This window comes from Actinacidiphila cocklensis (genome assembly GCF_907177275.1).
Lineage (GTDB): Bacteria > Actinomycetota > Actinomycetes > Streptomycetales > Streptomycetaceae > Actinacidiphila > Actinacidiphila cocklensis.
The window spans coordinates 1-17981 of sequence record NZ_CAJSLV010000002.1 but is presented as its reverse complement, the minus strand read 5'-3'; the positions used below and the strand labels follow the sequence as shown (position 1 = coordinate 17981).

At 72.9% G+C, this 17981-nt stretch carries 16 protein-coding genes; 8 read left to right on the top strand and 8 right to left on the bottom strand.

Annotation, left to right across the window (positions count from 1 at the left end; translation table 11 throughout):
• Positions 1–7 precede the first annotated feature (7 nt).
• Positions 8–616, top strand: a complete 609-nt coding sequence (locus NFU81_RS01885; protein ID WP_251484144.1) for a GOLPH3/VPS74 family protein — start codon at positions 8–10, stop codon at positions 614–616.
• Between the two features lie 395 nt (positions 617–1011).
• On the opposite strand, the gene NFU81_RS01880 is transcribed toward NFU81_RS01885, so the two are convergent.
• The 3 genes from NFU81_RS01880 to NFU81_RS01870 are packed head-to-tail and all read right to left on the bottom strand — an operon-like array spanning position 1012 to position 4291.
• A complete protein-coding gene (locus tag NFU81_RS01880) occupies positions 1012–1779 on the bottom strand; it encodes an ABC transporter permease (protein WP_308208259.1) in 768 nt (255 codons plus the stop codon).
• Entirely contained in the window at positions 1776–3374 is a 1599-nt protein-coding gene (locus NFU81_RS01875; RefSeq protein ID WP_251484140.1) for an ABC transporter permease subunit, read from the bottom strand. Before NFU81_RS01875 ends, NFU81_RS01880 begins: the two co-directional genes overlap by 4 nt.
• On the bottom strand, positions 3371–4291 hold the full coding sequence (locus NFU81_RS01870) for an ATP-binding cassette domain-containing protein (protein ID WP_251484138.1): 921 nt from the start codon (positions 4289–4291) through the stop codon (positions 3371–3373). The genes NFU81_RS01875 and NFU81_RS01870 overlap by 4 nt, the downstream gene beginning before the upstream one ends.
• A 175-nt stretch (positions 4292–4466) precedes the next feature.
• On the opposite strand from NFU81_RS01870, the gene NFU81_RS01865 reads away from it, so the two are divergent.
• Both NFU81_RS01865 and NFU81_RS01860 read left to right on the top strand, forming a co-directional pair.
• Complete coding sequence (locus tag NFU81_RS01865) at positions 4467–5780, top strand: sensor histidine kinase (RefSeq protein ID WP_422665131.1); 1314 nt, start codon at positions 4467–4469, stop codon at positions 5778–5780.
• Positions 5781–5835: 55 nt separating this feature from the next.
• Positions 5836–6525 (top strand): response regulator, encoded by a 690-nt coding sequence (locus NFU81_RS01860; protein WP_422665125.1) that lies wholly within the window; start codon positions 5836–5838, stop codon positions 6523–6525.
• A 17-nt stretch (positions 6526–6542) separates the two neighbouring features.
• Here the strand turns inward: NFU81_RS01860 and NFU81_RS01855 are convergent, their stop codons facing one another.
• Together NFU81_RS01855 and NFU81_RS01850 are read right to left on the bottom strand one after the other, a co-directional pair.
• Entirely contained in the window at positions 6543–7070 is a 528-nt protein-coding gene (locus NFU81_RS01855; protein WP_251484134.1) for a GNAT family N-acetyltransferase, read from the bottom strand.
• Positions 7071–7247: 177 nt separating this feature from the next.
• Positions 7248–7904 (bottom strand): hypothetical protein, encoded by a 657-nt coding sequence (locus tag NFU81_RS01850; protein WP_251484132.1) that lies wholly within the window; start codon positions 7902–7904, stop codon positions 7248–7250.
• Between the two features lie 113 nt (positions 7905–8017).
• Here NFU81_RS01850 and NFU81_RS01845 point away from each other — a divergent pair, with 113 nt between their 5' ends.
• Positions 8018–8536: a methylated-DNA--[protein]-cysteine S-methyltransferase gene (locus tag NFU81_RS01845; protein WP_251484130.1), complete on the top strand. Its 519-nt coding sequence runs from the start codon at positions 8018–8020 to the stop codon at positions 8534–8536.
• 26 nt (positions 8537–8562) lie between these two features.
• Here NFU81_RS01845 and NFU81_RS01840 read toward each other — a convergent pair whose 3' ends face one another.
• The 3 genes from NFU81_RS01840 to NFU81_RS01830 form a co-directional block, all read right to left on the bottom strand.
• Positions 8563–9921: a chloride channel protein gene (locus NFU81_RS01840; protein WP_422665130.1), complete on the bottom strand. Its 1359-nt coding sequence runs from the start codon at positions 9919–9921 to the stop codon at positions 8563–8565.
• Positions 9922–10098: 177 nt separating this feature from the next.
• Positions 10099–11259, bottom strand: coding sequence for a PP2C family protein-serine/threonine phosphatase (locus tag NFU81_RS01835; protein ID WP_251484128.1), 1161 nt, complete (start codon positions 11257–11259; stop codon positions 10099–10101).
• Between the two features lie 59 nt (positions 11260–11318).
• Positions 11319–12338: a LacI family DNA-binding transcriptional regulator gene (locus NFU81_RS01830; protein WP_251484127.1), complete on the bottom strand. Its 1020-nt coding sequence runs from the start codon at positions 12336–12338 to the stop codon at positions 11319–11321.
• Between the two features lie 142 nt (positions 12339–12480).
• Between NFU81_RS01830 and NFU81_RS01825 the strand changes: the two genes are divergently transcribed.
• From NFU81_RS01825 to NFU81_RS01810, 4 genes are read left to right on the top strand one after another with little or no spacing between them, the layout of a single operon-like run.
• A complete protein-coding gene (locus tag NFU81_RS01825) occupies positions 12481–13779 on the top strand; it encodes an ABC transporter substrate-binding protein (protein WP_251484126.1) in 1299 nt (432 codons plus the stop codon).
• Between the two features lie 14 nt (positions 13780–13793).
• On the top strand, positions 13794–14723 hold the full coding sequence (locus NFU81_RS01820; protein ID WP_251484125.1) for a carbohydrate ABC transporter permease: 930 nt from the start codon (positions 13794–13796) through the stop codon (positions 14721–14723).
• Complete coding sequence (locus NFU81_RS01815) at positions 14723–15541, top strand: carbohydrate ABC transporter permease (RefSeq protein ID WP_251484124.1); 819 nt, start codon at positions 14723–14725, stop codon at positions 15539–15541. The genes NFU81_RS01820 and NFU81_RS01815 overlap by 1 nt, the downstream gene beginning before the upstream one ends.
• Positions 15538–17925 carry a beta-xylosidase/alpha-l-arabinosidase gene (locus NFU81_RS01810; RefSeq protein ID WP_422665124.1) on the top strand — a complete coding sequence of 796 codons (2388 nt, stop codon included), beginning with the start codon at positions 15538–15540 and terminating at the stop codon, positions 17923–17925. Before NFU81_RS01815 ends, NFU81_RS01810 begins: the two co-directional genes overlap by 4 nt.
• The last annotated feature ends 56 nt before the right edge of the window (positions 17926–17981 follow it).

Genomic DNA, 17981 nt, shown 5'->3' with positions numbered 1-17981 from the left:
CCCCCGGATGACCACCGCACGAGACCTGCTGTTCGTGGCCATGGACATGCCGTCGAGCCGGACGCTGGAGCGCGGCGACCTGTCGCTGGCGCTGGCCGGGGCCGAGCTGATCGATCTGCTCGGCCTCGGCGCGGCCACGCTGGACGGCGAGTTCGTGCTGCCCACGGGCCTGCTGGACACCGCCGACCCGCAGCTCGACCTGGCAGCGGCGGCCGTGGCCCCGGTGGCGGACGGTGAGACCGTCGAGGACTGGCTGTGGCGCAGGGGACGTGGGCTGTCCGACACGTATGTCGCTGCGCTGGAGGCGGACGGGCTGCTCGGGCGGGAGGAGCGGCGGCGCTTCCTGGTGCTGCGCACCAGCCGGATGGTGCTCGCCGACTCCGCCGGGCGGCGGCGGGCGGCGCACCGCTGGGCCGCGGACGAGCCGGTGCTGCTCGCGCTGGCGGACGCCGTCGGGATCTCCGGGCCGCCGCCCGTGCCCGAGCCGAGGCCAGGCCCCGACGCCACGGTCCTCGCGGGCGTGCGCCACGCCGTGGCCGAGCTTGCCGCGGAGCGGCGGAGGCGGGCGCATCGCCTCGACGAAGCGCACCAGACCTCCGTCCGCCGCGGCTTCTGATCCCCCCGGGCGCCCCCCGCCCCCGCCGGCCGAGCCTTTTCCCGGGTCCTTCCCCCGATGTGCGGCTGAGCGCGCAGTTCCGCCCCCCGAGCTTCGCCTGGGGGTACCCCAGCGCCCCTTCAGGTCCTGCCCCTTGCGGCGGGCTTTGCATCTCACGGTGCATCGTGGCTTGTCGCGCAGTTCCCCGCACCCCCAGGTGATTGCCCCTTGCAGCAAGCGATCGCCCGCAGCACCGTCGTGGTTGCTCGCGCAGTTCCCCGCGCCCCTGGGGGGTTGCCCTCTGTACAGAGGGTGAGCGTTTTTCAGGGGCGCGGGGAACTGCGCGACCAGCCACGACGGCGCGGCAGACAAGCACCGCACCGCAAGGGGCAAATCACCCCCTGGCCGGGAATCGCTTACGCGTCGCGGTAGCGGAAGGCGGCGAGGCCGCAGAGGAGGCCCCCCAGCGCCCACGTGGTGAGGACGGCGAGGCCCGGGTAGGGGCCGATCGGGGCGTCGGGCGCCGGGATCGTGGTCTGGACCGCGAGCCCCGCCGTCATCGGCCCGATCTGCTGCAAGTGCCGGTACCAGTGCGGGTCGGACACGACCGACGCGAGGATCGGGAAGAGGTAGAGCAGCCCGAGCACCGCCCCGACCGCGGCGGCGGAGTCCCGTACCGCGGTGGCCACCCCGAGGCTGAGCAGCCCGACCAGCACCAGATAGAGCACCGAACCGGCGGCAGCCCTGAGCACGGGGCCGTCCCAGGGTGAGAAGCCGGTGAAGCCGTTCCCCGGCAGGATGAGCCGCCCGGCCAGCATGGAGCCGCCCACGGCGAGCGTGCCCGCGACCAGCAGCAGGCCGGCCAGGACCGCGGCCTTCGCCGCGAGGACCGTGGCCCGCTGCGGCACCGCCGTGACGGTCGTACGGATCATGCCGGTGCCGTACTCCCCGCTGATCAGCAGCACCGCGAGCACCGCCGCCCCCGCCTGCCCGAACTGGACGCCGGTCAGGCTGAGTTTCGCCGGGTCCTGGGTGCACCCCGCGGCGGGGCAGTGCACCGCCGCGACCGTGGCCGTGCTCACCGCCACGGTGAGCACGACGACACCGGCCAGCAGCCAGAGCAGACCCGGCAGCGTACGGACCTTGGTCCACTCGGCGCGCGCCGCCTGCCGCAGCGCGCTCACGCGTCCCTCCTGCGCAGCAGGACGGCCGCGGCGGCGACGACGGCCGCCGCGTAACCGCACAGCACGGCCAGCCCGGCCCACGGCGACAGCGGGAAGTAGCCGTCCGCGGGCGTGTAGCCGGCGGCGACCTGCGCGTACTGGTGCACGCTCTGCTGTACTGCGAAGGCCGCGGCCGGGGTGAGCCGGGTCAGCCAGCGGGAGGGTCCGGCCGGCAGCACCGCGGCGACCGCGAGGATGTACGGCAGCACGATCGCGACGACCACCGCGGTGACCGCGCCCGCGCTGCGCCGCAGGACCGTACCGAGCGCCAGCGCGAGGACCGCGGTGACGGCGAAGAGCGCCGCGGTCCCCAGGACCACCCGGACGTCGGTCGCGAAGGGCGTCCGGTGCATCGGGAAGCCCTTGCCCTTCTCGACCGCCGCGACCAGCGGTACGGCGATTGCGGCGGCGACCAGCCCGGTGGCGAAGGACACCGCCCCGATCACGACGGCCTTGGCGGCCAGCACCCGGCCGCGCCGCGGGCTCGCGGTGAGCGTGGTGCGGATCAGCCCGCGGCGGTATTCGGCGGTGACGAACATCGTGGCCACCACGGTCACCACGACGAGCCCGGCGAAGGCGCCGATCAGGCTGGACTCGACGGTCTTGGCGGGCGAGCCGCGCCCGGGCACCACAGGGGCGATGTCGCCGCTGCCGGTCACCGTGTAGGTCCCGCCCTGCTGCCGGTAGCCCAGGCCCGCGGCGCCGGGGTCGGCGGGGCCGCCGCCCCCGATGACGTCCGAGGTCCAGCGGGCACCGGCGGCGCCGCGCAAGTCCACCGAGTCGAAGACGGCGGTGGCCCTGCTGGGTCCGCCGTTGCTGCTGGAGCCGCTGAGCGACTTGCTGGTGACGAGGTATTCGGGCGAGGAGCTGAACAGCCCCGCCTGCACGGTCGCGGGCAGCCCCGCCAGGTGGGCGGTGCCGATGGTGTGCCAGTGCGTGCCGTCTGCCGAGTCGTAGCCGGTGAGGGTGTCGCCCGCGCGGGTCAGCCGCAGCCAGCGCGGCGACGACGCGGAGACCGCGCCCGGTGTCCCGGCCGCGTCGTGCGTGTAGTCGTACTGCATGCGCACCCCGTGGCTGCCGGTGAGCGCGACGGCCGCGTACGCGGAGCCCTGCTTGGTGCCGTCCTTGACGATGACGCCGGCCTTCGCCCAGGGCTGCACGCCGGGCACCATGCCGGCCGTGGGGTCGCCGTCCGCCGGCACCCGGCCGTCCGGCGGGTAGAGCCCGGCCAGCGAGGTGACCCGCACGGTGATGCTGCCGTCGCCGGTCAGCGGGCGGTGCACCAGCGTCATGCCGTCGCGGACCTCCTCGCCGCCGGGGCCGGTCAGCGCGGTGTGGTGGCAGCTGCTGCCGTGCGGTCCCGCGCAGGAGATGCTGTTGCCCGCGGCGCCCAGCAGCCCGACCGCGACGGTGACCAGGCAGGCCGTCAGCATACCGGCGACCCAGCCGCGTACGGTCCTGAACTTGGTCCACTCGCCGTGCAGCTGCCGCAGGAAGCCGTCGCGTGCCACGGGCTGCGCGGAGCGGTACGGGGTGGCGGTCGTGGTGGCGGTCACCGGGTGCCTCCCGACTGGAACTCGACGGCGTCACGGGTCAGTTCCATGTACGCCTCCTCCAGCGTCGCCCGGTGGGCGCCGATCTCCGAGAACGGCACGTCGGCCCGGCCGAGCAGGGACGCGACGCGCTGCGAGTCGATCCCCGAGACGGTGAGGGTCTCGGAGCCGGTGGCGGCGACGACGGCGCCGGCCCGGGCGAGCACGGTCATCGCCTGGGCGCGGGCGGTGGTGCGCAGCGTGACCCGGTCGCCGGACGCCGCAGCGATCAGGTCGGCGACGCTGGTGTCGGCGATCACCCTGCCGCGGCCGACGACCACCAAGTGCTGTGCGGTGTCCTGCAGTTCACTCATCAGGTGGCTGGACACCAGCACGGCACGGCCCTCGGCGGCGAGCGAGCGCAGCAGGCCGCGCATCCACACGATGCCCTCGGGGTCCATGCCGTTGAAGGGCTCGTCCATGATCAGCACCGGCGGGTCGCCGAGCAGGGCGGCGGCGATACCGAGCCGTTGGCGCATGCCGAGTGAGAAGCCGCCCGCCTTGCGCCGGGCCGCGGTTCCCAGGCCCGCGTACTCGACGACCTCGTCGACCCGGCGGGCGGACAGCCCCTGCGAGTGGGCCAGCCACAGCAGGTGGCCGCGGGCGCTGCGGCTGGGCTGCAGCGCACCGGCGTCCAGCAGCGAGCCGACGTGGCTCAGCGGGTTGCGCAGTGCCTGGTAGCGCAGGCCGCCGATCAGGGCGGTGCCCTCGTCGGCCGAGTCGAGGCCGAGTATCACCCGCATCGTGGTGGACTTGCCCGCGCCGTTCGGCCCGACGAACCCGGTGATCCGCCCGGGTGTGACGGTGAACGTCATCCCGTCGAGCGCCGCGGTCGAGCCGAACCGCTTGCGCAGGTCCGAGACTTCGATGGTTGCTTCCATGCGGTGAAGGCTAGGCAGGCCGGGGCGCGGGGTCGTCCCGCCGCGGAGCGGTCCTCGGCGTCACCGCCACGGGGGACGGTACGACCCGGCGTCCCCCCTGAGATGTACGCCGATGTCCCTGGCCAGGAGGACGCGGTGGGGCGGCGGGTACGGCCACAATGCTGGGGTGAGGCTGATGAACACCGGGTGGGCGCGGGAATTCGCGGCGTCCCCGCACGCCCAGGCGGTGACCGCAGCGCTGCTCGCCGCGGCCGCGGTCACCGAGGCGGCGGTGCGCGCGGCGGTCACGGGCGTCTACGGCCGGTCCCTGACGACCGGCCTGCTCGCCGCCGCCGTCCTGGCGCTCACCACGACCGTCCCGCCGGCCTTCCTCTCCGCCCCGACCGCCGCGCTGGCCGTCTCGTCCGCGGCCGCTCTCTCCCTGACCGCCTTCCGCACCCTGACGGCGGCCGGCGCGCTCACGCTGGCGATGGGCCTCCACCACCTGGCCTCCCGCGACTCCGCGGCGGGCCGTGTCCCGGGGAGACGCGCGGAAGTACGCGACCGGCCGCGCCGCCGGTTCGCGCGGCAGGCCACCGCAGGCGGCACGCCGGCGGCAGCGCGGGATGCGGCCGCGCACCGCCCCGACGGGCTGCGGAGCATGTGGCAGGCCCTCGCCCTGGCCGTCCCGTTCCCGGTCATCGCCCTGCTCGACCGGCAGCTCGCCGGTGAGGCCCGGGTGCTGGCCGTCCTGGTCGCGTCCGCGGCCCCGGCCGCCGCGCTGGCCGGGGCGGCCGCCGCGGCAAGGGTGGAAGCCCATGTGCACAGCGCGGCCCGCGAGATCACCGCGCAGAGCCTGCTCGAACACACCGCCCGCGGTGAACGCGCGCGTATAGCCCGGGAGCTGCACGACGTCGTCGCGCACCACATCTCGATGATCGCGGTCCAGGCGGAGACCGCCCGGCTGACCACCCCCGGCATGCCCGCGGCCGGCGCCGCGCGGCTCTCGGAGATCGGCGACACCGCACGCGCGGGCCTGACCGAGATGCGGCGGCTGCTCGGCGTCCTGCGGCAGGACGCCGAGGTGAAGACCGCGGAGCGGCGCCCGCAGCCGGGGCTCCAGCAGCTCAACGAGCTGCTCGACGAGGCCAGATGCGCCTCGGGTGCGGGTGTCCGGCTGATCGTGTCGGGGCCGGCCGCCGCGCTCGACCCGGGCGTCGAGCTGGCCGCGTTCCGTATCGTGCAGGAGGCCCTGACCAACGTACGCCGGCACGCCCGCGGTGCCGCCGTCGACGTCGAGCTGCACTACGGCGCCGACGCCCTGCGGGTGCGGGTGCGCGACAACGGGCCGGGGCCTGCCCCCGGCACGCGGGCCGGCGGCCACGGGCTGCCCGGTATGCGCGAGCGGGCGGCGGCTGCCGGCGGCACGCTCAGCACCGGCCGGGCGTCCGGCGGCGGCTTCCTGATCGAGGCGTCCCTGCCCGTCGACTCAGAGGTGGTGATCCGGTGACCTGCCCTTCTCCGGCCGCACGGGGCCGTCGTGCCCGCAGGTCGGCGGTGGCCTGGTGACGGCCGCTCCCCCGCCGGTGCGGATCATCGTCGCCGACGACCACCACGTGGTGCGGACCGGCTTCGCCGCGCTGCTGGACACCCAGCAGGACTTCACCGTCGTCGGTACGGCCTGCGACGGGGCCGAGGCGGTCGCCGCGTGCGGCGAACTGTCCCCCGACGTCGTGCTGATGGACGTCAGGATGCCCGTCATGGACGGGATCGAGGCGACCCGGCAGCTCGCCGGGCAGGCGCAGGGCTCGCCGCGCATCCTCATCCTCACCACCTTCGACCTGGACGCCTACGTGTACGACGCGCTGTGCGCCGGGGCGAGCGGTTTCCTGCTCAAGGACGTCACCGCGGAACGCCTCTTCGAGGCGGTGCGGGTCGTCGCCGCGGGCGAGGCGCTGCTCGCGCCGGGCGTCACGCGCCGGCTGATCGCCGAGTTCACCCGGCTGCGGCCCCGTCCCGGGGCACGCCCCGCGCCCGAACTGGCCGCGCTCACACCGCGCGAGACGCAGGTGCTCCGGCTGGTCGCCGAGGGGCTCTCCAACGGGGAGCTGGCCGCGCGGCTCACGGTCACCGAGGAGACGGTGAAGACGCACGTCAGCAGGATCCTGGCCAAGCTCGGGCTGCGGGACCGGACGCAGGCGGTGGTGACCGCGTACGAAACGGGCCTCGTCACCCCCTCCCGCACCCCCCGCTGACCGCCCGCTTCGACGTCTCAGTCGCCGAGGATCCGCTCCCACAGCAGCCCGTCCCGCCAGCCGCCGTCGAGGAAGATCGAGGAGTGGGCGACTCCGTACGGACTGAACCCGTTGCGGCGCAGCACCCGTTGCGACGGCAGATTCTCCAGGTTGGTGGAAGCCTCCACGCGGTGCAGCCCGAGTTCGTCCGTCATCAGCCGGAGTGCGAGCCCGACGGCCTGCCCGGCGTGCCCCCGGTTCTGCGCGACGCTGCCGATCCAGTACCCGAGGGAGGCGCGGCGCAGGTGCGGCTGCGGCAGGATGCCCCCGACGGTGACCTGCCCGATCACCTGGTCGCCGGCGAGCACCACGCCAGGCCAGACCGTGCCCGCCCGGTGTCCGGCCAGCATCCGGTCTATCCGCTCGGCCTGGCCCTCCGGGGTGAAGAAGTCGGCCGGCTGCTCCGGTTCCCACCGCCGGAAGGCCTCGACGTCCCGCACCCGATGCGCGGCGATGGGCGCCGCGTCGGCCGGCTCGATCAGGCGAATCCTGGTGCTGCTGCGCATGGCTCGTCCTCGTCGCGGTACGCCGGTGGGACGGCCAGGCTATTCGAGCCGCAAGCCCTGCCGACCCGGGTGCCCGGCCGCGTATCACGTGTTGATCCCGTGGACCAGGAAGGCAAGCGACGGGCGCATCGGTTCGGCGGGGGATGGAATCCGAGGAATGCGATCGGATCGGCGGGCCTAAGGGCTGTCCAGGAGGCGCCAGGTGGAGGAGTCGATCGAGTCGTTCGGCCCGAGCCGGGAGATCTCCGTGCCGTCGGGGGCCAGCGCGAGGATGAGGGGGCGGCGGGGGGCGGCGCCGCCGGGCGGGGAGGTCCAGGCGAGCAGGAGCGTGCCGTGCGCGGGCACGGCGACCTCGCGGTCGCCGACCAGCAGGCGGGTCGCCTCCGCCGCGACCCGCAATTCCGTGGTACCGACCCAGGGCGCCCCGTGCGAGTCACCGGAGTGCGCGGGCAGATGGGACCTGCTGTGCAGGCCCCCGCTGGTGAGGACCTCGATGACGCCGACCTGGCCGTCGCGGCCCACCGCACGCCGCGGGCCGGGCACGCCGGCGTCGGCGATGCCGCCGCCGCCCGTCAGCACCCACTTCCCGGCCGACCGCTCGACGACCCCGTCGATCGTCTCGGCCCGCGACGAGCCCGGGCGCCACACGATGCGGACCGCGCCGACACCGGCGTCCCGGTCCAGGTCGGCGGACACGACGGGCGCCAGCCGGCGCGGCAGCCAGGGCGGCTGCGGGTCGAGGCCGGCGACCAGGCGCCCCACGACCGCCGGCAGCAGGCGGTCCGACAGGCGCTGACTGCGTATCAGCCGGCGCCGCTCCACGGGTGTGAGCATGCGCCCACGCTACCGCGCCGCCCCCAGCGCGGCGTCCGATTCCCGCCAGCACGGGAGCCCGCGGCGAGGCATGGTCGAGGGTGAGACAGTAGGTCGTTACGAAGGGGACCACCGTGACCGTCCACACCACGATCGACAGCCCGATCGGCCCGCTGCTGCTGGTCGGCGAGGAGCCCGCGACGCCCGGCGGGCCTGTCGCGCTGGCCTGGCTGACGATGGCAGGCCAGAAGAACGCCCCCGCGATCCGGCCGGAGTGGGTGCACCGCCCGGCGGCTTTCGCCGGCATCGCCGCGCAGCTCGACGCGTACTTCGCCGGTGAGCTGACGGAGTTCGACGTCCCGTTCGCCGACAGCGGCACCGGCTCGGACTTCCGGCAGCGGATCTGGGACGCGCTGATGGCCGTTCCTTACGGGACGACCACGACGTACGGCGAGATCGCCCGCCGCCTGGGCGTGCCGCGCGCCGAGGTCCGCGCGCTGGGCGCGGCGATCGGCGCGAACCCGGTGTCGATCGTGCGCCCCTGCCACCGGGTGATCGGCGCCGACGGATCGCTCAGGGGCTACGCGGGCGGCCTGGAGCGCAAGCGCGACCTGCTGACCCTGGAAGGCGCGCTCCAGCCGATGCTCGGCTGAATCCCGACCCGAGCCCCCCGCTCACGTCAGGAGCGTGCGGCACCCCGGGGGCGGAAGGGCGGGACGGCGGGACCCTCGGGGAGGAGTTCTGCGGTGACGAAGGCGGTGACCGCCGCGAGGATCACGACGGGCAGGGAGCCGGTGTGACCCAGGACGAGTGCGACCAGGACCACCGTGCTGACCGGGAGGCGCAGGGCCGCCCCGGTGGACGCGGCCATGCCGGCCGCCATGGCGGGGACGACGCCGAAGCCAGGCAGCGGGGCGAGCAGCACCCCGGCGGCCGCGCCGAGGAAGAGCGCGGGGAAGATCGGGCCGCCACGCAAGCTGCCGAGGCTGATCGCGTAGGCCACGCTCTTGAAGGCCAGCATGGCGATCAGCGCGCTGACCGGCCAGGAGTGCGGGTCGGCGGCCAGCTGCGAGAGGGTCAGCTGCCCGGACAGCGCGACGTCGGTCGGTGAGCGGCCGGTGATCCCGGTGTAGGCCGCGGCGCAGCCTCCCACGGCCAGGGCGCAGAGCACGATGTTGCGCAGCGGGTGTGCCGCCACCAGGACGGCGGTGTGGCGACCGGCGACCATCACGTAGTGGATCACCGCGCCGACCACCAGCCCCATCAGCAGCGACCACACGACGTCACCGGTGTCGAGCAGCGGTGGCGCGGGCAGCCCGGCGTCGAGGCTGCCGGTCTTGAGACCGGTCCAGTGGCCGAAGCCGGTGAAGACGATGGCGCCGACGCCGCTGGACAGCAGCGCGGGCAGCATGACCGCGAAGAGCTGCGGGCCGCCGACGCCCGCGACCTCCATCAGGATGACCGCGGCGACCACCGGGCTGCCGAAGATGGTGGCGATGGCCGCGGCAGCGCCGGCCGCACCGAGCAGCGTGGTGCTCGCCTGGGTCGCCGGGGCGCGGGCCAGATCCCGGAAGAGCAGCGCGAGGCCGCCGCCGAGGGCGATCAGCGGGGCCTCGGGGCCGAGGACGACGCCGAAGGGCAGGCAGCACAGCGCCGCGAGGACCACGCCGGGCAGCGCACCCTTGGTGAAGCCGCCGGAGTGCAGCCCGGCGACCGGGACGTGCCCGCCGCGCCCCGGGAAGCGCAGCACCACCAGGCTCGTCCCGAGGCCGGCGACGACGGCTGCGGGCAGCGGCCACCACCAGGGGGCGTGCTGGTCGCCGAGGTCGTGCGGCCAGTCGGTCCAGAGGAGGTTCTCCAGCTTGTGCACCGCGGCCAGGAACCAGAAGGAGACCACGGACACAGGGATACCGATCAGCGCGCTGAAGACCAGCGCCCGCCGGTATTGCGGCCGACGCAGTATGTCCCGCAGCGCGTCGGCCTCCTTCGGCTGGCTGCCCGGCGGGGCGTCGGCGGGGGCCGGCTGCTGCTCGGTGATAGGGCTCCTCCTGGCTCGGCTCGGTGCCGCGGCGGGTCCGCCGGTACCCGCGCGGGCGGTACCGGGGCGTCCGGCGGCAGCGCGAGACTAACCGGCGCGGGCGGCGCGGCCGTCCCGTGCCACGCGGCGGGGCCGGGAAAACCGCTGGTTGGGTGATCAGGCCGGGGTTCGCCGTGCTCAGGACACCCGCTGGACCGCGACGATCGCCACGTCGTCGCCGAGGCGCCGCCCCACGTGTCGGAGCAGGTCCTCGGTGAGCGCGGCGATCAGCTCGCTGGGCGGCCTGCCGGACCAGCCGGCGAGCCGTTCGGTCAGCGGGTAGAACCTGCCGCGCTCGTCGCGGGCCTCGATCACCCCGTCGGTGTAGAGCAGCAGGACGTCGCCGACGGCCAGCACGTGCCGGTCGACGTGCTGGTCCTCGGCGGTGAGGTCGCCCAGGCCCAGCGGTAGGGCGGGCTGCTCGGCGTCCAGCGGGAGCACTTTCCCGTGGTGCAGCAGGATCGGCGGGGGGTGGCCGCAGTTCACGATGGTGACGCCGGCACCGTCCGCCGCGGTGTCCACCACGACGGCGGTCACGAAGCGCTCCAGGTAGCCGGGAGCGGTGGGTGCGGCGACGGGGTCGGTGCGGCCGGGCTGCGGCGGCGGGGCGGCGGCGAGGTCGGTCAGGTCCTCCCGCAGGTCCCGGTCGAGGTAGCCGGGCAGGGCGGGCAGCGGGATGCCCTTGCGGGCGGCCCGGCGGAAGGCGGTGAGCAGCATGCTGGCGATCTCGACGGCTCCCAGGCCCTTGCCCTGGACATCGCCGACCAGCACCCGGATACGGCCGTCGCCGAGGTCGGCGGCGGCGTAGAGGTCGCCGCCGATGGCGGCCTCCTGGTCGGCGGCCATGTAGGTCGAGGCGATGGCCAAGCGGCCGATCCGTTTCGGCAGCGGGCGCAGCAGTGCCCGCTGGGCGACCCCGGCCACCCAGCGCACCTGGGCCAGCTCGTCCTCGCGGCGCCCGCGCACCCGGGCGGCCAGCACCGAGGCGGCGCCGATCAGTGCGGCGGTGGCGATGGTGACCGGGAAGTTCGCGGTTCCCAGCTGATTGTTGCCTTTGGCGGCGAGCACCATGCAGGGGAAGGTGGCCAGGGCGACGACCAGGACGGCGGCCGGGCCGAGGAAGACCGCGGACAGCGCGGGCACAGCGATCATCAGCCCGTAGATCCGGATGGACGGGCCCGCGGCCTCGTCGATCGCCACGAGCAGCACGAGGACGCACAGCGGAGCCGCGAGCCGGGCCGCCGGCGACCGCACCAGCCTCGGCAGGCGCGGCCCGTTCGCGGTGCCGCTCGGTGCCATAGGACAAAACTACCGCCGCGGGCCGGACCCCACCTGTCCGCCGGGCCGGGCGGCGCTGGTCACGGAGGCGGAGCGGTGCTCCGCCTGATCACCAGGCTGGTGGCGAGTTCCATCCGGGTGGTGGACGTGGTGGACGGTGCGGCGCGCAGCCGCAGCATCATCCGGGAGGCCTCCTCGGCCATCCTGCGCAGCGGCTGCCGCACGGTGGTCAGGGCGGGGCGGGACCACTGGGCGACAGCGACGTCGTCGTACCCGACCACCGACAGGTCGGCGGGGGTGCGCAGCCCGTGCGCGCCGGCCGCTTCGAGCACCCCGATCGCCTGCAGGTCGCTGCCGGCGAAGATCGCGGTGGGGCGGTCGGGCCTGCCCAGCATCCGCATGGCCTGCTCGTAGCCGCCTTCGACGTGGAAGTCGCCGAAGGCGATCAGCTCGGGGTCGATCTCGATGCCGGCCGTGGTCATGGCGGACCGGAAGCCGTCGAGCCGGGCCAGCGAGCACATCATGTCCTCGGGGCCGGTGATGATCCCGACCCGCCGGTGGCCGAGTTCGATCAGATGCCGGGTCGCGGCCAGGCCACCGGACCAGTTCGCGGAGCCGACGGACGGCACGTCCGGCTCGGGGTCGCCGGCCGGATCGATGATCACGAACGGGATGGACCTGGACCGCAGCTGCTGCTTGAACTCGTGCGGCAGCGAGGAGAACACCAGGACGACGCCCAGCGGCCGGCGCCGGAGCACCCCCTCGATCCACTCCGTGCCCGGCGAGTGGCGGGTGCCGCTCTCGGTGAGCACCACGCTGGCGCCGATCTCCTTGGCGACCTTCTCGACGCCGAGGATCAGCTCCATCGCCCAGATGGCGTCCAGCTCGTGGAACACGATCTCGATCAGCGGCGCCTCGGGGGCGCCACGGGACGTCCGCCGGTAGCCGTGCAGCTCCAGCAGTCGTTCGACCTTCAACCGAGTCAGGGCGGAGACATCCTGACGGCCGTTCAGTACTTTCGAAACTGTCGAGATCGAGACCCCGGCAGTTTCGGCGACCTGGGCGAGCGTGACCCGACTCTCGTCCACCTCTTCATCCATAAGAGCGCAGCGTACGGCACATCTCCGCGTAACGCTTTGATAACCCGGAGCCCGAGGGTTGACCCTTTCGTAGCGGCACCTTAGCGTCACACCGCGCAGCAATTTTCGGCGACGGTGCCGAAATATTTCGAAAGGCTGGACGATGAAGAAGAGATGGCTTCCCCGTGCTGTGGCCGGCAGCGTGGTGCTCGCGCTCGGGCTGACGCTGGCCGCGTGCGGCGGTGGCAGCTCCAGCAGCAGCGGCTCTGGCAGCTTCACGGTGCTCGTCTACGGTGACGCGAGCAACAAGGTCGAAAAGCAGATCGTCGACACCTTCAACAAGACGTCGAAGGTCAAGGCGAAGCTCCAGACCATCCCTGGGGCCGACTACCAGACCAAGCTGCAGACGCTCATCAACACCAAGCAGGCTCCGGACGTCTTCTTCAACTGGGGCGGCGGCAGCATCGCGCCCTTCGTCAAGGCCGGCCTCCTCCTGCCGCTCGACGACATGATCGCCAAGGACCCGGGGCTGAAGTCCAACTTCCTGCCCTCGGTCTTCAACGGCGCGGTCGTGGACGGCAAGTCCTACGGCATACCGATGCGCGGCACCCAGCCGGTCATGCTGTTCAACAACAAGAAAGTCCTGGCCGACAACGGCCTCACCGCGCCCAAAACCTGGGACGACCTGCTCAACGCCGTCAAGGTCCTCAAGGCCAAGCACGTCACCCCGATCGCCCTCGGCGGCGGCGACCAGTGGCCGACCCTGATGTGGTACGAGTACATGTACGACCGCATCGCGGGCCCCGGCCTGTTCGAGAAGGCCATGGGCGGCGACAAGTCCGCCTGGGACAGCGCCGACAGCCGCGCCGCCCTGGCGAAGCTCAAGGAACTGATCGACGCCGGCGCCTTCGGCACCAACTACGACTCCGTCAAGTACACCGACGGCGGTTCCGTGGCGCTGGTCGCGCAGAGCAAGGCCGCCTTCGAGCTGATGGGCTCCTGGTACTACTCCCAGCAGCAGCAGGACAACCCCGACTTCGCCAAGAGCGGTCTGGGCTACAGCTCCTTCCCGACCGTCGACGGCGGCAAGGGCGACCCGACGGACATCGTCGGCAACACCAACAACTACTACTCGGTGCTGAAGAAGACCAAGTACGCGGACGCCATCGCGCAGTTCCTGAAGCTGCAGTACAGCGACGAGTTCGTGAAGGCGCACATGGCGATCGGCAACCTGCCGACCACGACCAGCACGGTGAACTTCCTGGGCACCGCCGCCATCCCGGACTACGCGAAGTTCCAGTTCGAGCTGGTCAAGGCCGCCCCCTCGTTCCAGCTCTCGTGGGACCAGGCCTACCCGCAGACGGCCAGCGAGGCCATGCACACCGCCGTCCAGCAGTTCTTCGACGGCAAGCTCGACGCCGACGGCTTCATCAAGGCCATGCAGGCCCTGCCCACATCCTGAACCGGGATCCCGACATGACCACCTCTGCTGAACCCAGGGTGGAAAGGCGCCGGTCCGTCCGACGGTCCGGCGCCGCCGTGGCCCGCCCAGGCTTTGCCTGGGCGGCGCCCGCCACCTTGTTCTTCCTGCTTTTCGCCGTAGTTCCGCTGATCCTCGTCGCGGTGCTCTCCTTCACCAACTGGGACGGTCTGAGTTCGCCCCAGTACGCCGGCCTGGACAACTGGAAAGCACTCATCCACGACCACGTGATGATCCAGAGCCTCTGGCTCAGCGTGCTGATCACGGTCCTCGGCGTCGTCGTCCAGACCCCGTTGAGCATCCTGCTCGGCGTGTGGGCGGCGGGCAAACAGCGCAACCGGGCGATCCTGTCCGCGATCTACTTCATCCCGCTGCTGCTGTCGGCCACCGCGATATCCATCCTGTGGCGGGCGCTGCTCGACCCGAACTTCGGCGTGCCCTCGCAGGCGAAGTGGCTGTTCGGTGACGGCAACCTGTTCGGCCACCAGACCAGCGCCATCGGGGTGCTGGTCTTCGTCGGCGCGTGGCAGTACACCCCGTTCCACACCCTGATCTACCAGGGCGCCACCCGGGCCATCCCGCCGGTGCTCTACCAGGCCGCCGAGATCGACGGCGCCGGCACCATCCGGCAGTTCTTCTCCATCACCCTGCCGCAGCTGCGCACGACGATGATCACCTCGATGATCCTCATGGTGGTCGGCGGTCTGACGACCTTCGACACGGTGCTGATCCTGACTCAGGGCGGCCCCGGAACCGACACCACGATCAGCGCCTACTACATGTACGAGCAGGCGTTCAAGAGCTTCGACTTCGGCGGTGGCTCGGCCATCGCCCTGGTCCTGGTGATCATCGCCACCATCATCTCGCTGATCGTCGTCAAGGTCTCCGGCTACGACAAGATGCGCAGCTCGACGGAAGGCCTGTGATGAAGCGCCGTCCCAATTACCTCGCCGGGCTCGGCTCGCTCGTCTGGCTCTTCCTGATCGGCCTGCCGCTGTACGTGATGCTCGCGGCCACCCTGCAGGACCGCTCCGACTACTCGTCGAACGGCCCGCTGGCGTTCCCCAAGCACCTCACGCTGCACAACTACACGCAGGACTTCTCCAACGGCTTCGGCCACTTCTTCCTGAACACCCTGGTGGTCACCCTCGCGGTGGTGGCGATCGTGCTGCTGGTGGTGCCTCCGCTGGCATACGCGATCGTCCGCAGCCAGGGCCGGATCACGACCGGGATCTTCCGGCTGTTCCTGCTGGGCCTGGCGATACCCGCCCAGGCGGTGATCGTGCCGATGTTCTACGTCATCAGCAAGGCCGGCCTGTACGACAACCTGATCGGCGTCATCCTGCCGACCGCGGCGTTCTCGCTGCCGGTCTGCGCGCTGATCCTCACCGGTGTGATGCGTGAGATCAGCCCGGAGCTGTACGAGGCCATGGCCATGGACGGGGCCACGCCGTGGCGGGTGTTCTTCCAGCTGGTCGTCCCGCTGTCCAAGAGCGGACTGTCCACGATCGTGGTCTTCTCCGCCCTCCAGGCGTGGAACGGCTTCCTCTTCCCGCTGGTCCTGACCCAGTCCGACTCGTCGAAGGTCATCACCCTCGGCCTCTTCAATTTCCAGACCGAGCACGGCATCGACATCCCCGGCCTGCTGGCCGCGGTCGTGCTGTCGATGCTGCCCATCTTCATCGTCTACCTGTTCGCCCGCCGTGCCCTGGTCCAGGGACTCATGGGCGTCGGAGGAAAGTGACCGGCACCGTGGCCGAAGAGAAGAAGTCCGCTACTCCCCCGTGGAGGAACACCTCCCTCGCCCCGGAAGACCGGGCCGACGCGCTGATCGCGGCGATGACCCTGCCGGAAAAGGTCGCGCAGCTGTTCGGCATATGGGTGGGTGCGTCCGACGAAGGCGGCGAGGTCGCCCCGTACCAGCACGAGATGGAGGAACCGGTCACCCTTGAGAGCCTGCTGCCGCAGGGTCTCGGCCAGCTGACCAGGTCGTACGGCACCGCGCCCGTCGACCCGGCGCTCGGCGCGCTGTCACTGCTGCGCACCCAGCGCCGTATCGCCGCGGCGAACCGTTTCGGCATACCGGCCGTCGCGCACGAGGAGTGCCTGGCCGGCTTCGCCACCTGGGGCGCCACCGCCTACCCGGTGCCGCTGTCGTGGGGTGCCGCCTTCGACCCTGCGCTGGTCCGCACCATGGCGGCCAGGATCGGGCGCGACATGCGTGCCGTCGGCGTGCACCAGGGCCTGGCCCCGGTGCTCGACGTGGTGCGCGACGCCCGCTGGGGACGGGTCGAGGAGACCATCGGCGAGGACCCGTATCTCATCGGCACGGTCGGCACCGCCTACGTCCAGGGCCTGGAGTCCACCGGGATCGTGGCCACGCTCAAGCACTTCGTGGGCTACTCCGCCTCCCGCGCGGGACGCAACCTCGCGCCGGTCGGCATGGGCACCAGGGAGCGCGCCGACGTGATGCTGGCGCCGTTCGAGATGGCGCTGCGCGAGAGCGGCGTCCGCTCGGTCATGCACGCCTACACCGACACCGACGGCGTCCCGTCGGCGGCGGACGAGGAGCTGCTGACCGGGCTGCTGCGCGACACCTGGGGCTTCACCGGGACGGTCGTCGCCGACTACTTCGGCGTCGCCTTCCTCAAGACCCTGCACGGTGTGGCCGGCACCCTCGGCGAGGCGGCGGGCGCCGCGCTGGCCGCCGGCGTCGACATCGAGCTGCCCACCGTCAAGGCGTTCGGCGAGCCGCTGCTCAAGGCGCTGGCCGACGGGGAGGTCCCCGAGGCGCACGTCGACCGTGCGCTGCGCCGCGTGCTGGTCCAGAAGGTGCAGCTCGGGCTGCTCGACCCGGACTGGGACCCGGTGCCCGAGGCGCTGGCGGACGCGGACCTCGACGACGCCACCGCCCTGCGCGGCTCGGTGGACCTCGACCCGGCGGAGAACCGGGCGATCGCCCGGCAGATCGCCGAGCAGAGCGTCGTACTGCTCCGCAACGACGGCGTCCTGCCGCTGGAGCGCCCGGCGAAGATCGCGGTCATCGGCCCCAACGCCGAGGTCCCCACCGCGGTGCTCGGCTGCTACTCCTTCCCCGTGCACGTCGGCGGGCAGCACCCGGAGATGCCGCTCGGCATCGAGCTGCCCACCCTGCGCGAGGCGCTGGCCGCCGAGTTCCCCGGCAGCGAGATCGTCACGGCGCCGGGTTGCGGTATCGACACCGACGACACCGCGGGCTTCACCGAGGCGGTGCAACTGGCCGCCGACGCGGACATCGTTGTCCTCGCACTGGGTGACCGGGCCGGTCTCTTCGGCCGCGGCACCAGCGGTGAGGGCTGCGACGCCGAGACGCTGGCGCTGCCCGGTGTCCAGCAGCAGCTGCTGGACACGCTGCTCGACGCCGGCACCCCGGTGGTCGTCACCATGCTGGCCGGGCGTCCTTACGTGCTCGGCCGCGCGGTGTCCGAGGCCGCGGCGATCGTGCAGACGTTCTTCCCCGGCGAGGAGGGCACCGGCGCCGTCGCCGGTGTGCTGTCGGGCCGGGTGGAGCCCTCGGGCCGGCTGCCGGTCAGCATTCCGCGGCAGGCCGGCACCCAGCCGACCACCTACCTGGCGGCCAAGCTCGGCCAGTCCAGCGAGTCGTCCAACATCGACCCGACGCCGGCGTTCGGCTTCGGCCACGGTCTGACGTACACGTCCTTCCAGTGGACCGACCTCGGCGTGCCGGATCTGCAGGCCGGCACGGACGGCGAGATCCGCCTGGCGTTCACCGTCCGCAACACCGGTGAGCGGGAGGGCACCGAGCTGGTGCAGCTGTACCTGCACGACCCGGTCGCCTCCGTGGTGCAGCCGGTGCAGCGGCTCGTCGGCTACCAGCGTGTGCACCTGGCGCCCGGGCAGTCCGCCCGGGTCGAGGTGGCCGTGCCGGCCGACCTGGCGTCCTTCACCGGGCGCGGCGGGCGGCGCATCGTGGAGCCCGGCGAGCTGGAGCTGCGGCTCGGCGCGTCGTCCACGGACCTGCGGCTGACGGTCGCGGCCACGCTGACCGGGCAGGTGCGGGAGCTGGACCACACCCGCCGGCTGCACGCGACGTTCAGCACGTCGACGGAGCCGCTGCCGGTGGCGTGACCCGACGGCGGCGGGCGGCCTGGATGGCGGGCCGCCCGCCGCGCCCCGCCAGCGGG